The organism is Loigolactobacillus zhaoyuanensis, assembly GCF_003946385.1.
In the GTDB taxonomy this organism is placed as follows: domain Bacteria; phylum Bacillota; class Bacilli; order Lactobacillales; family Lactobacillaceae; genus Loigolactobacillus; species Loigolactobacillus zhaoyuanensis.
The window spans coordinates 1-13,048 of the sequence record NZ_RHOE01000063.1; the positions used below are offsets into that span (position 1 = coordinate 1).

Sequence of the window (13,048 nt, forward strand, 5' to 3'; positions counted from 1 at the left end):
ATTAACTTTAGCCGTATCGAACTGGATTCAATATTATAATGTCACACGAATCAAAACAAAACTGGGTGGTAAGAGCCCGGTTAAATACCGTGTTCTTACCACCCAGAAAGTCGCTTAAAGTTTCGTCCAATATTTGGGGTTCACTTCATGTCGCTACTTTTTAAATACCTACTTATGACCCCTACTGGAATCGAACCGGTGACCTATCGCTTAGGAGGCGATTGCTCTATCCTGCTGAGCTAAGGGGCCGTACACTCTATTATTCCATGGTTTTAAGTTCTTGTAAATACTTCGATCAGACATCTTTGTGCACAAAGGTTGTCAATTGATCGCATTATGGTATCCTAGTATAGTTATTTTTGTCCACAGCGCCATATACAAGGGAAGTGAATTTATGGTAGCTTTGCTCACGCTTATTTTACTCATATTATATATTACTGGATATAATCATACGCATATTCACGAATCTAAAAAGATTTGTAAACATCGCGGTGACCATCCAATAATCAAGCTTTAATCAAAAAAATCCGCTGATCAGCGGATTTTTTGTGCTTTAATATGACTTTTCTATTTGTAAAAACATTTTCTTAAAGTTATGGCGCCGCAAACCACCAAGCAGTGTATCGCTGAAAAAGTCGAGTAAGCGCTGATACCACGCACGAGCAATTATTCTTTCTTCATAAACAATTTTGCTCTTATCGGTTTCAACTGGTAGCATATCATATTTCACTTCATAACGATTATATGCAGTGACCGTTTGATAATGATAACTGCGATCGAGCACATTTTTGGTAATTGTAACCTGTGCTCGCGTCGCATCGTCCAATTGTTTCTGATAAGTAAAGCCTTCCAGTTGTGCTGCAGTTAACTGGCGGCCTGTATGGGCATGGATCTCAAAAAGTTCCGCATCGATAATTTGACGATAAAGAAATGCTGCCGGAACGTTTAGTAACTGTTCAATTCTCATTTACGGTCACCTCCATAAGCAATGTCATTCGCTGCTTGTTAGTATACGCTATCCACATCAAAATTAAAATCATTCAGATAATTTTTGTGCTAGAAGCCCATTGATTTTTTGGTATAACGTGACTAACTCACTTACGGCATCGCGGTAAGTGACCGTACTCATCAAATGATCTTGTGCGTGGATCAACAGCAACGTCATTGGTACCGTTTGACCACGGGCTTCGCGCGTTAACAGCGTGGTTTGTGCATTATTAGCTTCAGTTAGTGCCACATCAGCTGCCTGCATGTTGTGCCGTGCTAACGCAAAATCATCAGCTTTTGCAGCAGTTAACGCTGCTTCCAATAAACGATGTGCTTCAGTACTACTGGTCATGATCGTCATGACCTCGGCTACATTATGCTCGATCATGATTATCGCCTTCGTCTACTTTTTTCCGCTTACCCTTGTTCAATCGATTACGTTGACGCTGTTTTTTCTTCTTCGCCTTCACCAATACAGCCTCTTTTTTAGCTGCCGGTGCTGGCGATTTTTTCTTAGGTTGGTGTTGCTCATGCTCGGGCTTAGTCGTGGACAAAGTTCCTTGATATAAATAACCGCGCTCAACTTGATAGCGGCTACGAACCAGTTGCTTTAAATCACGATATTGGCGCTCGTTACCTAACGTAATGACCCAACCAGCATGACCCATCCGCCCCGTTCGCCCAGCACGATGAATATAAGTGATCAAGTCTGGTGGTAGATCATAATTAACCACTGCTGGCAACGCAGCGATATCTAAACCACGACCAGAAACATCAGTGGTCAACAATAACTTGATTTGGCGTTTACGCAATGCCGTTAACGCCTGTTCACGTTCTGTTTGCCGCAATTCACTATCCAAAATAGCCACTGGTACATGTTGATGACTTAAAATTTTTGCCACTTTTTCCAACTCAGCTAATGTGGCAAAAAAGACTAAGCCATAAAAATCATCGATGTGACTTAAACGCCGCAATAGATCTACGCGTTTCCGAATTGGTGCGTCTAAGAAAATTTGTTGAACTTCGCCAGCACTGGTGTCTTCAGCGCGGACATCGATCAGCGTTACCGGTACGGCGAACCATTTAGGTAATTCGTCTAGTACCGGGATTTTAGTTGCCGAAAAAAATGCTAATTGAGTTTCACCTGGTGCACGCCGGACCACATCACGGGTTCGTTCGCGACTTTCATCAGTTAACAACTTGTCAGCTTCATCGACCACGATGGTTTGTAACGTGTGCATCTTAACTTTACGCTGATCGATCAATTCTAATAACCGGCCAGGCGTTGCGACGATAACTTCTGGCTTTTGCTTTAAGCGTTCGATTTGACGACGAACATTTGCACCACCAACAACGGCCTGAATTTTCACTCCTGCTGCTTTGGCAAACGGCTGAATAGCGGTTCGTTCTTGCATTGCTAATTCTTGTGCCGGCGCTAAAATCAATAACTGTAAACCATCACCTGGAACGATTTTTTCTAATAATGGTAAGGCAAAAGCCAAGGTTTTCCCTGAGCCTGTTGGGGCCAAACCAAGAACAGAATCGTCGTCTTTTAAAGGTTGGTACACCGCTGTTTGAATAGCGGTTGGTTCGTCAAAGCCAAGTTCCTGCCACACTGGTTCAAAAATCTTACTGACCATTATTTTTCTGCTCCTCTATGTCCGCAGCAAATACGATTCCTGCTGAACGGCGTAAATCATATAGTACTTGATTGACCTGCTGGCTTAACTGCATATTTTCAGTTGCCGCTGTCCGATCGTTTTCAGTGATCATTCGGTGGAAATCTTCTGCTTCATGGATCATTGGGTTAGCTGCTGGCGGTGTACTCAACAATTTTGTTTCCGTCCCACGCTGTAAGTTGACCGTTTGTAGATCAGCCGCATTATCGCCTAATTCAAGTGTTTCGTGTAAGCCATAAATTTCTGATGGTAAATTCGAAGTTGCGTTTTTGCCAATAATTAAAGTGACATCAAAGTCAGTATAACGTAAAATCGCGGTTCCTTTACCATCAACACCCGTAGGCAAGAGGCTGGCATAATAATGCATTGCTTCTGGCACACCGAACCATGCCACTGCATCATAAACAACATATACGCCTAGATCCTGCAAGGCGCCGCCGGAAAAGCGTGGCGAGAAAACATTTGGTTCTTTGCCAGCCAAAACTTGATCATAACGTGATGAATATTTCATATAGGTTAGCACAGCACCTTGTAATCGGTCTAATTGACCAACCGCCTTCTGGACTGCTTTAAAATTCGGCTCATGCGCATGACGCGCCGCTTCAAATAAGAATAGGTTAGGCTTGTTCGATAAAAGTGCCGTAATATTAGCCATCTCACTAGGATTGGAAAAGGCTGGCTTTTCAACGATCACATGTTTATCCGCCGCGATCGCCAATTTAGCGTGTTCAAAATGCAAACTATTTGGCGAAGCAATGTAGACAACTTCAAACTGACCTGCCGCGAAAAAACGATCTAAATCAGTAAACGTTTCGGTTACTTGAAACTTATCTGCAAAAGTTTGCGCTTTTGCCTGACTGCGCGAATAGACAGTGGTCAATTGATAGTTGCCGGTCGCCAATGCTGCCTCAACGAACTGCTCTGTGATCCAATTAGTCCCAATAATACCAAGTTTTAACATAACTTTACCTTTCCTCTCTATAACGATCTGGGTAAAAACATCAAGCCACAGCTTAGATCATGGATTGCTTTCTAGGCTTAATTTTACCTTAGTTAGCCTGAAAAAGCGATGATCCTGCGTTTATTTAGCCTGTGTTATCCCGGCGAAATCTAACAGCAACACATCGATTGTAGTTACTACTGAGCCACAATGATATCTGATCTAAGTTAACTTATAATTTCAAACTTGTTTTCAGTCATAATATCGTTAAACGTGGTATCATGAAGCTAATAAGAACCGAACGAATACAAGTCCTATTTTGCCGCCGGAAAGCAGCTGAAAAATCATGGTTGGGAGCTTGATTGTTGCCGCCGTCACGAGAAAGGTGCAGGGCCTGATGTTAAAAGGAATTATTGGTCGTAGTCAAACTTTGCTACAAAAAATTCAGTTACCTAAATTAAAATGGCCGGTTAAAGCAGCCGTTAATAATAATCTAGCAACGATCTATGCAGGAACTTGGCTTTTCTACGATATCAAACAATCAAGACACCATCAACTCCAGATTTCTCCACAGCTAGCGATCAGCATTGACAGTCACCCATTAGCTGGCACCGTTACTGCCTTGACTCCACATCAATTATTGTTTCTCGATCAATATGGCTATGAACTACAAATCACAGCCGCCTATGAACGCCCCTTTGAAATTTATGATGAAGCTGATCACCGCACCTATCTGATCCAACAAAACAATAAACCACGCTAAAAAAGAGTGTGCCAATAAAAATGAGGCTGTGACATAAATAAAATTATGTCCAGCCTTTTTTGCTTCGCACAGTTAATCAATTTATCGAGCCACGTCGCGTTTGTCCGATCACTTGGCGAATTTGTTCAAAAGTAGCTTGCGTCGCAGTCGGCAATGCTAAACTGACCAATAAAAATAACGTGTCCATAATACTGATTTGAGCCAGCATTGCCGCCAAGGCTTCCGAACGATATTTAGATTCATCGGCCAGTGAAATAAAAGTCACCGCACTTTTCTGCGCTAAAGCTGACTTACCAAAACTAGTTAACACGATCATTGGTACATGATTAGTCCGCAACTGTTGAACTAGCTGTAGCAGCTGTTCATCGCGGCCTGTATGCGAGATAACGACCGCACAATCCACTGCTTGCAAGCGAGCCGCCTGCATCAACTGTAAATGATAATCAGCATTAAAACTCACATCAAGCGGCGTGCGCATAAATTTATGGTAGGCATCGGCCGCAACGATATTTGACCCGCCTAAGCCAAAAAAACTAACTTTACGCGCCGTAGTCAATAATTGAACAGCTTTTTCCAAGTCAGATTGGTTCAATAAGGCTAGTGTACTAGCTAAGGAATGCTGATTAGCTGCAAAGACTTTTTGCGCCACGGTCAAGGCGTCATCCGTAGCTTCGACTTCCTCAAATAGTGACCCCTGCTGTTGCGCCTCACTGATCAAAGCTACTCGTAAAGCAGCAAAATTGGCGTAGCCTAAGCTTTTAGCAAAACGTGAAATTGTTGCAGTGGATACTTTGCTGGCTTGAGCTAAGCTACTGATCGTCAGGTTTTCTGGTAAATTTTGTGGTTGCTGCAAAAAAGCCGCCAGTTTTTTTTCGGCACTGGACAATTCAGCAGTAAACTGTTGAACTCGCTGATTAATTTCATTCATCCCGCTTGCCCCCACACCACGAATTTTTATTAAATTCAGTATAACATAATCGAAACGACCGGAAAAATATTTTCATCAAATTCTACTTGATTTAAGAAAAAAATTTTCGTATACTGCAAACGACAACTGATGAAAGAAGGACGTTAAGAAATGGAATTAGGCATGATTGGTTTAGGTAAGATGGGGTTGAATTTGGTCACTAATTTACAAACACATGACCATCAAGTCGTGGCTTACGATCTTGACGAAAACACACGGGCACAAGCGGCAGCAGTTGGTGCACAACCAGCAGCCAGCGTTGCTGAATTAATTGCGCAATTACCCCACCCTCGTATTATTTGGGTAATGGTTCCTGCCGGCAAGATCACACAAAGCGTTATTACTGACCTAAGTCAAAAATTAACCGCCGGCGACATTGTTATTGATGGCGGCAACTCATTTTACCGCGATTCGATCGCTCACAATGAATTATTGGTCGCTCAAGGGATCCACTTTTTTGACGTGGGTACTTCTGGCGGTATGGCTGGCGCGCTCAATGATGGTAACTTTATGATCGGCGGCGATCAAGCCTTATTCACCACGATCGAACCTATTTTTAAATCAATTGCGGCACCTTCTGGTTATCTCTACACCGGCGCTGTCGGTAGTGGCCATTATTTAAAAATGATTCATAATGGAATCGAATATGGCATGATGCAGGCGATTGCTGAAGGTTTCGATGTGCTTGACCATAGTGAATTTAAATACGATCACGCTGCTGTGGCCGATATGTGGAATCACGGTTCAGTTATTCGCAGTTGGCTCATGGAACTAGCGGCTCAAGCCTTCACCGCTGATCCTGGCTTAGAACATTTACAAGGTAAAATGTATTCATCCGGCGAAGGAAAATGGACGCTGGAAGAAGCCATTCGTCTACAAGTTCCGACTCCAGTCATCGCTGCTAGTCTAATGAACCGTTACCGCTCACTGGAAGATGATACTTATACTGGTAAAGTCGTCGCAGCGCTACGTAATCAGTTCGGCGGCCACGCTGTCGATAAAAAATAAAATCAATGATTCAGCGCTAACCAAGATAGTTTTGGTTGGCGTTTTTTATTTGGCGACATTTTGTAATCAAAATTGCCATGCTCATTAAAATTTAAACGCAAAGACCCGAAGTTTCTTATCAATTTAGTGCATCAAATCTAACTAAATTTTCAGAAATCCATGCTATAATCCGCTTATTCTACATCTCTTATTCTATTATAGAGAGGAAATTTGTGCTATGGAGCAAAATGGACTTAAGCGCGAAATGGGTTTAGCCTCTGCTTTGGCAACCGTGATGGGTACCGTGATCGGTGGTGGTGTCTTCTTCAAGGTGGCCAGTGTCACCACCAAGGCAGGCAGTGCTAACTTAACCTTATTTGTTTGGCTACTTGGTGGTATTCTAACTATTTGTGCTGGCTTAACCGTTGCTGAACTAGCGACTGCAATTCCGCAAACCGGAGGCGCGATCAAATATATTGAATATACCTATGGCAAACCTTGGGCATTCCTGTTAGGTTGGGTCCAAATGCTGATTTATTTTCCGGCCAATGTCGCAGCACTATCAATTATTTTTAGCACTCAATTGATCAATCTATTTCAGCTAGCACCTAGCTTGTTGATTCCACTGGCGATACTGTGTGGAACCAGCATCACCTTGATCAATTTTCTTGGTGCACGTGTCGGTGGCGCCGTGCAAGTCGTGACCCTAGTTTTCAAATTGATTCCGATCGCTTTGATCGTTATTTTCGGTTTGTTGGCGCCAGCGCCAGTCCACTTTTCGTTATTGCCGCTGGCTGCTGCACCACACCAAGGTTTCTGGACCGCTTTAGGTAGTGGCTTACTTGCAACAATGTTTGCGTATGATGGCTGGCTGAATGTCGGCAGTATTGCTGGTGAATTAAAACGGCCACAGCGTGATCTACCACTGGCGATCGTACTCGGTTTAGCTTTGATCACACTGATCTACGTTGTGATCAATTTCGTCTTTTTACGCACTTTACCATTAACTGACCTACAAGGTAACCTAAATGCAGCGGCTGATGCAGCGCAGCAAATTTTCGGCATGCTAGGTGGTAAGTTAGTCACGATTGGTATTCTGATTTCGGTTTATGGTGCCATCAATGGTTTTACCCTTACTGGGATGCGAGTACCCTTTGCCTTGGCATATGAAGATCAGTTGCCCCTCAGTAAATACTTCCAGCGCTTGACACCGCGTACCAAAGTTCCTTACGTTGCTGGCCTATTCGAATTATTTGTCGCTATCATTATGATGTTATTAGGCAGCTTTGATTTGTTAACCGATATGTTAGTCTTTGTAATTTGGATTTTTAGCACCATGATCTTTGTCGCAGTATTTATTTTACGGCGACGGGAACCAGAAATGGTCCGCCCATATAAAGTGCCCGGTTACCCGGTAGTCCCTCTAATCGCTTTTGCTGGTGGTGTTTTCATCTTACTGGAAACTTTATTCACCCAACTTGGTTTAGCGCTAGTTGGACTAGGGCTAACTGCAATCGGCCTACCGTTATATTATGGCCATAAATGGCTAAAAAACCGAACGCCTTAGCGTTCGGTTTTTTTATATGCTCAACCAACATTCTGCTTGTAATTGTTGCTGGACTACTTTTTGATCGACTGTGACACCAAGTCCTGGCGTCGCAGATAGTTGCAAGCACCCTTGCTCAAGTACTAACGGTTGCTGCAACACATCCTGCTTAAAGTAACGCTCGCTAGCCGAAATATCGCCTGGTAACGTAAATTCAGCCCGACTGGCTAACGCAAGATCAAAAGCGCGACTGATGCCGCTAGCCAGCATGCCCCCGGACCATACTTGTACTTGGTGCTGCCGGCAATAATCAACAATCGCCAAAGCCGTGGTTAATCCGCCAACCCGAGTTATTTTCAAATTGATCGCACGACAACTCTTTAGTGCGACCGCCGTTTGGACATCGGCTAACGACAAAATATTTTCATCTAAACAAATCGGCGTACTCAGTTGCTGTTGTAACCAAGCATGCTGGACAAAATCATCGGCAGCTAGCGGCTGTTCAATCAAAGCTAGACCTAATTGATCCAATTGTTGTAGCGCCGATAAATCGGCAGTGGTAAACGCTGAGTTAGCATCTACCAGCAACATTAATTTAGGATAAACTGCCCGGACTGCCTGAACTTGCGCCACATCGGCGACCCCAGTTAATTTCAGCTTAATTCGCTGATACCCACTAGCAACACTTTCAGCAACTTGTGCCAATAATTCCTCTGTTGATTTAAAATGACCTAAACTAATGCCAACTGGAACTGGCCAGATGCTACCACCAATTAATTTGGCTAGTGGTTGTTGTTGTAACTGCGCAAACGCCGCCCAAGTCGCCGTTTCGACTGCTGCGCGTGCCAACTGGTTACCACGTATATTTCGTTGCAAATAACTAGCTAACTCGGTAGGCTGCGTAAAATTAAATCGATGTAAAAGCGGCACGATTTCTTCTTGTAATACCGTCCACGCACTGGCCTGTGTTTCTGGGAGATACTTGCTATCAGTGAAGGCCGTTAGCTCGCCAACCCCACTACTACCGTCCGCTAAATAAACAGTGACCAATGTTGTGGTGCGTACCTTGGTGACGCCATGTGTTGTTATAAATGGTGTCTGCAAAGGTAGCGCAATTTTTTGTAAATGAAGCTTGGTAATTTGCATCATTAACCTCCAATCAAAGCAGTCAAAAATTGGTCTGGCGCTTCAAAATGAGTGTTGTGACCGGCACTCGCTATCGTCACTAAGCTGGATCGTGATAATCGTGCCTGCAGCTGTTGTCCCAGTTGGCTGAATTTTTGATCCTGCGCACCAACAATTAAAGTCACCGCCACACCGACCTGCGCTAAACAAGGCCAAAAATTAGGTTGGCTTCCGGTACCCATTTGTAACAAGGAAGAAGCTAAATTCTGTGGGTTTTGTTGCAGTCGTTGTCGGCGCATTCGCTGTTGTTGCGCAGCGGGTAATCGGCGCTGGCTCGCAAATAACGGTAGCTGCGTCCAATAGTCAACAAAAGCAGTTAAACCATTATGTAAAATCGTTTGTGCTAATTGTTGATCATGTTGCTGCCGTTGTCGGCGCTGTAAGTCATCGGCTAAACCAGCGGTACTACTTTCTAAGAATAAATGGCCGACTAGTTGCGGTTGCGCCAGCGTAAAGCCCAATGCTAACCGGCCACCCATCGAATAACCAACTAAATTGACTTGAGTCACCCCTAATTCGGCTAACAAGGCCGCTAAATCCTGAATTTGCGGGGTCATTGCCAAACGCGTAGCCGGCACTGTAGCTGCTTGCGGGCCGAAGCCTAATAGATCTAAACTGATGCGGTAACCTGACAATTTAGTCGCAAATGGCGCAAAATCAGCACTGCTACCCATAAAACCGTGCAAAAATAACCAAGCGTGCGCCTGCGGTTGGCCCCACGTCGTTAAACGATAAACTTGTCCGCGAATCAGGATTTCCCGCTTAATCATGATTGGCCAAGCTTTCTTGCACGGTTCGGATCAACTGGCGATGTAATTGCAAATTAGTCGTGCGTTGCGAAACGACTTCGATCAATTGCGCATCGGCTGCTAAAGCCTGTTCAAATTCAGTTATCGTCGTTACTTTTTGGTAAGAACGTTCATACAATGCAGCGACTTTAGCCAAATCCAGCGCTTGTGGCGTACCAAATAAATCTTCAAAATAATCAGCGGCACTGGCCTGTGGTAAGAAAGAAAAAATTCCGCCGCCATTATTATTGATAACGACTACCGTTAACGGCAATTGATAACGACGCACCATCATCAAACCATTCATATCATGAAATAAGGCTAGATCACCGATCAACAAATAGTTTGCCCCACCTAACGTCGCCATCCCAGCTGCAGTAGAAACAACGCCATCGATTCCATTAGCACCACGATTACAATAAAGTTCGCGCACTTGTTGTCCCTGATAAAAATCCTCTACGTCGCGAATCGGCATACTATTACTGATAAACAACCGGCTAGCAACTGGTAGTGCACGATCTAAAGTTTGTACCGTCGTTACTTCGTTTAAGGTCGCCGGCACATTTAATTGTGCCTGTAATCGTTGACTAATTTGCTGCCAATCATCAAAATAACCAGTATTTTGCGCCGGTAGCGCCGTCGTCAGTGCGGTTAAGAACGATTGTTCATCTACAGCCAATACATGAGTAGTCGCGCGACTATAATCGGCTAATTGCCGCTGTGCTCCAACTAAATAAACGGGGACCGTTTGTTGACCAAGCCACTGCATCAACGGTGCCGATACAGGTGTCCCGCCAAAACGCAAAATCACTTCTGGCTGTAGTGCCGCTGGTAATCGTGTCTGTGCTTGAAACAACAAATCATAATCAGTAATAACAGTGCCGCGTCCCCGCAAATTAGCCAAGTTATCGGCCAAAATTGGCCAATGACATTTTTTACTCAACGCCAATAAGCCAGCACGGTAAGTAGGCGTTTCTTCTGGTCCCGCCAGTAACAACACCTTTTTTACTTGTAGTTGGCCCACTAATTCAGTCAAAGTATCGGGTGCTAGTACGGCTGTAACAGGCGCCACTGCTAGTTGCTTAATAGCCGGCGGCGTTATGTCTAAATCTGGCAGTAGCGGCTTACGCAGCGGTAAATTCAGCTGTACTGGGCCACTGGGGTTATCCAGCGCTGTTAATACACTACGTTGACTTTGAAAAGCGATAAAGTCGGCATTTTCATTACCAGCTACTTGTAAATCTATACGCTGTGATTGCTTGACTTGTTTACCATATAGATCCGTCTGCTCAATAGCTTGCGGTGCACCAATATTAGTTAGTTCCAGCGGTCGATCCGTGGTTAAAACAACCAACGGGACGTGAGTCAAATGAGCTTCCGCCAACGCCGGTAAATATTCCGCGGCCGCCGTTCCCGAAGTACAAAGTAACGCTACTGGCGCTTGGCGTGTTTTAGCAATGCCTAATGCAAAAAAAGCGGCCGAACGTTCGTCCACATCCACATAAAGTCGTAAACTTGATTGCTGCCGCACGCGCTCTGCCAACAATAAGGCGACCGGCGTTGAGCGTGAGCCCGGTGATACTATAAAATCATGCACACCCTGGGCCACCAAGCCACTAATTAAACGGTGTGTATTTAACGTTAGGGTTTCATTTTTCATTACTAATATCTCCTACCTGTTGCTGTAATAGTTGCAACATGGGCTGAAATTTCAACGCTGTTTCGCGAACTTCTGCTGCTGGCTGTGATGCTGCGACGATGCCGGCGCCAGCAAATAACAATGCCTGCCGTTGTTGCACTAGCATTGAGCGAATCGCCACCGCAAATTCACCGTCCCCAGCAAAAGTTACGTATCCAAATGGCGCACCGAACAAGCCGCGGTATTCCGACTCTAACTGCCGAATCAGCGGTAACGCACTGACGGACGGCTGCCCACCTAGCGCAGGCGTGGGGTGCAGCGCTGCAACCACTTTAAATAAATCAACGGTTGGTCGTAACTGCGCCGTGATCGGTGTATATAGATGCTGCACCTGCTGGCTTTTTAATAATTGTGGCTGTGCTGGAATCACTAAATTAGTAACCAAGGGCTGTAAACGGCGCTGGATTGCTTGAACGACGATTTGTTGTTCCACGCGATTCTTCTGATCATGCAACAACGCTGCACCTAAGGTCGTATCTACCTGCAAATCAGCTGCCCGCGCAGCCGTACCAGCGACGGCCGCTGTTGCTAGTCGCTTACCGGTGACTGCTACCAACCGCTCCGGCGTCGCACTAATAAACAGTTGATCGGCCACTTTTAAAACTAAATGATAGACGGCCGTCTGCGTTTGACGCAACGCTCGTAATAAGCGTGCGTTACTGAATGGCTGCGTGTTCGTCACTTGCAACGTTCGGGCCAGCACTACTTTTTGCAAGTGTGGATCGGTTTGTAATCGTTGCACAACTTGCTGCACGGCCTGCTGCCAGGCTGCAGCTTGCTCGGTACTATTTAAATGCCCATTAGTCGCTTGAACCGCTGCCACCATTGGCAAAAAGTTTTCAAAGTCAACCAGACTGTCATCACTTGCAAAATCATTTCGGGTCAGCTCGATCAGCGCAGTTTCCGTAGACGTACGCTTAACCAAAAAACGTGGCAAAATAAAATAACCATTAGCCAAATCGCCCCACGCATTGTGTTGCTGACTAAATGTCGTAAAAGCAAAGCCACCTAAAATAGCTAAATCCTGGCGCAGCGCCGTGGTCGCCAGTTCTTGTTGCAAACCAGCCAGCCAAGTAGCTACTTCTTGAAATGCAGTTGTTGCACTAGTTGGCGTAAAAGTGGCTAACGCACCAAAGCCATACCAAGCAACCTGTTGATCAGCACTTTCAAAAGCTGCATAATGCTCTAATTGCAGCCCACGATTTTCAAAATCTTGCCACTGCGCTTGCGTCCACGAAATTGCTGTTTTTCTTGCTTGTAACACGTCTTCACTCTTCTCATCGTTTTTATCGCTTTATTATGCGCTATCATATTATAGTTGACCACCAACTTTTAGCCAAGTCTAACCTAAAAAAAGCCCCCAAATTGTCAAATCAAGTGCAACAGTATCGACCTATTCTTATAAATTGGTATAGTTAATCATCTAAATCAATGAATAGTTCACTGGCGCAGTTGTAGTTCAAGCTCCGACGTGGCCGGTGGTTAAGCGCGTCTTGGATTCCTTGGA

Annotated in this window: 13 protein-coding genes and 1 tRNA gene; 4 read left to right on the top strand and 10 right to left on the bottom strand. The window is 44.7% G+C overall.

Features of this window, described 5'->3' with window-relative positions; genetic code table 11:
* Window positions 1–118: IS3 family transposase (locus tag EKM76_RS10695; protein WP_164507606.1), on the top strand; the 118-nt coding region annotated here is incomplete at its 5' end.
* Window positions 119–175: 57 nt separating this feature from the next.
* Here EKM76_RS10695 and EKM76_RS10700 read toward each other — a convergent pair.
* From EKM76_RS10700 to EKM76_RS10720, 5 genes are all read right to left on the bottom strand, one after another.
* Window positions 176–249 (bottom strand) — tRNA-Arg (locus EKM76_RS10700).
* Window positions 250–553: 304 nt separating this feature from the next.
* Window positions 554–967: a DUF3284 domain-containing protein gene (locus EKM76_RS10705; RefSeq protein WP_125550655.1), complete on the bottom strand. Its 414-nt coding sequence runs from the start codon at window positions 965–967 to the stop codon at window positions 554–556.
* 69 nt (window positions 968–1,036) lie between these two features.
* Window positions 1,037–1,375 carry a PTS lactose/cellobiose transporter subunit IIA gene (locus EKM76_RS10710; protein WP_125550656.1) on the bottom strand — a complete coding sequence of 113 codons (339 nt, stop codon included), beginning with the start codon at window positions 1,373–1,375 and terminating at the stop codon, window positions 1,037–1,039.
* Window positions 1,362–2,627 (bottom strand): DEAD/DEAH box helicase, encoded by a 1,266-nt coding sequence (locus EKM76_RS10715; protein WP_125550657.1) that lies wholly within the window; start codon window positions 2,625–2,627, stop codon window positions 1,362–1,364. The genes EKM76_RS10710 and EKM76_RS10715 overlap by 14 nt, the downstream gene beginning before the upstream one ends.
* Window positions 2,617–3,627, bottom strand: coding sequence for a Gfo/Idh/MocA family protein (locus tag EKM76_RS10720; RefSeq protein WP_125550658.1), 1,011 nt, complete (start codon window positions 3,625–3,627; stop codon window positions 2,617–2,619). The genes EKM76_RS10715 and EKM76_RS10720 overlap by 11 nt, the downstream gene beginning before the upstream one ends.
* Before the next feature lie 376 nt (window positions 3,628–4,003).
* Between EKM76_RS10720 and EKM76_RS10725 the strand changes: the two genes are divergently transcribed.
* Window positions 4,004–4,369, top strand: coding sequence for a DUF4828 domain-containing protein (locus EKM76_RS10725; protein ID WP_125550659.1), 366 nt, complete (start codon window positions 4,004–4,006; stop codon window positions 4,367–4,369).
* A 76-nt stretch (window positions 4,370–4,445) separates the two neighbouring features.
* Here EKM76_RS10725 and EKM76_RS10730 read toward each other — a convergent pair whose 3' ends face one another.
* Window positions 4,446–5,297 carry a MurR/RpiR family transcriptional regulator gene (locus tag EKM76_RS10730; protein ID WP_125550660.1) on the bottom strand — a complete coding sequence of 284 codons (852 nt, stop codon included), beginning with the start codon at window positions 5,295–5,297 and terminating at the stop codon, window positions 4,446–4,448.
* Between the two features lie 150 nt (window positions 5,298–5,447).
* Here EKM76_RS10730 and gnd point away from each other — a divergent pair, with 150 nt between their 5' ends.
* Both gnd and EKM76_RS10740 read left to right on the top strand, forming a co-directional pair.
* Window positions 5,448–6,344, top strand: coding sequence for a phosphogluconate dehydrogenase (NAD(+)-dependent, decarboxylating) (gene gnd, locus EKM76_RS10735; protein WP_125550661.1), 897 nt, complete (start codon window positions 5,448–5,450; stop codon window positions 6,342–6,344).
* 217 nt (window positions 6,345–6,561) lie between these two features.
* Entirely contained in the window at window positions 6,562–7,890 is a 1,329-nt protein-coding gene (locus tag EKM76_RS10740; protein WP_125550662.1) for an APC family permease, read from the top strand.
* A 12-nt stretch (window positions 7,891–7,902) separates the two neighbouring features.
* On the opposite strand, the gene menC is transcribed toward EKM76_RS10740, so the two are convergent.
* The 4 genes from menC to EKM76_RS10760 are packed head-to-tail and all read right to left on the bottom strand — an operon-like array spanning window position 7,903 to window position 12,805.
* Window positions 7,903–9,015 (bottom strand): o-succinylbenzoate synthase, encoded by a 1,113-nt coding sequence (gene menC, locus EKM76_RS10745; RefSeq protein WP_125550663.1) that lies wholly within the window; start codon window positions 9,013–9,015, stop codon window positions 7,903–7,905.
* 2 nt (window positions 9,016–9,017) lie between these two features.
* Window positions 9,018–9,824 (bottom strand): 2-succinyl-6-hydroxy-2,4-cyclohexadiene-1-carboxylate synthase, encoded by an 807-nt coding sequence (gene menH, locus EKM76_RS10750; protein ID WP_125550664.1) that lies wholly within the window; start codon window positions 9,822–9,824, stop codon window positions 9,018–9,020.
* Window positions 9,817–11,502, bottom strand: a complete 1,686-nt coding sequence (gene menD / locus EKM76_RS10755; RefSeq protein ID WP_125550665.1) for a 2-succinyl-5-enolpyruvyl-6-hydroxy-3-cyclohexene-1-carboxylic-acid synthase — start codon at window positions 11,500–11,502, stop codon at window positions 9,817–9,819. Before menD ends, menH begins: the two co-directional genes overlap by 8 nt.
* Entirely contained in the window at window positions 11,492–12,805 is a 1,314-nt protein-coding gene (locus tag EKM76_RS10760) for an isochorismate synthase (RefSeq protein WP_125550666.1), read from the bottom strand. The genes menD and EKM76_RS10760 overlap by 11 nt, the downstream gene beginning before the upstream one ends.
* Between the last annotated feature and the right edge of the window lie 243 nt (window positions 12,806–13,048).

Bases quoted from the DNA above. Each gene is read 5' to 3' on its own strand.
- EKM76_RS10705 (WP_125550655.1), bottom strand. From the start codon at position 967: ATGAGAATTGAACAGTTACTAAACGTTCCGGCAGCATTTCTTTATCGT.
- EKM76_RS10710 (WP_125550656.1), bottom strand. From the start codon at position 1,375: ATGATCGAGCATAATGTAGCCGAGGTCATGACGATCATGACCAGTAGT.
- EKM76_RS10715 (WP_125550657.1), bottom strand. From the start codon at position 2,627: ATGGTCAGTAAGATTTTTGAACCAGTGTGGCAGGAACTTGGCTTTGAC.
- EKM76_RS10720 (WP_125550658.1), bottom strand. From the start codon at position 3,627: ATGTTAAAACTTGGTATTATTGGGACTAATTGGATCACAGAGCAGTTC.
- EKM76_RS10725 (WP_125550659.1), top strand. From the start codon at position 4,004: ATGTTAAAAGGAATTATTGGTCGTAGTCAAACTTTGCTACAAAAAATT.
- EKM76_RS10730 (WP_125550660.1), bottom strand. From the start codon at position 5,297: ATGAATGAAATTAATCAGCGAGTTCAACAGTTTACTGCTGAATTGTCC.
- gnd (WP_125550661.1), top strand. From the start codon at position 5,448: ATGGAATTAGGCATGATTGGTTTAGGTAAGATGGGGTTGAATTTGGTC.
- EKM76_RS10740 (WP_125550662.1), top strand. From the start codon at position 6,562: ATGGAGCAAAATGGACTTAAGCGCGAAATGGGTTTAGCCTCTGCTTTG.
- menC (WP_125550663.1), bottom strand. From the start codon at position 9,015: ATGCAAATTACCAAGCTTCATTTACAAAAAATTGCGCTACCTTTGCAG.
- menH (WP_125550664.1), bottom strand. From the start codon at position 9,824: ATGATTAAGCGGGAAATCCTGATTCGCGGACAAGTTTATCGTTTAACG.
- menD (WP_125550665.1), bottom strand. From the start codon at position 11,502: ATGAAAAATGAAACCCTAACGTTAAATACACACCGTTTAATTAGTGGC.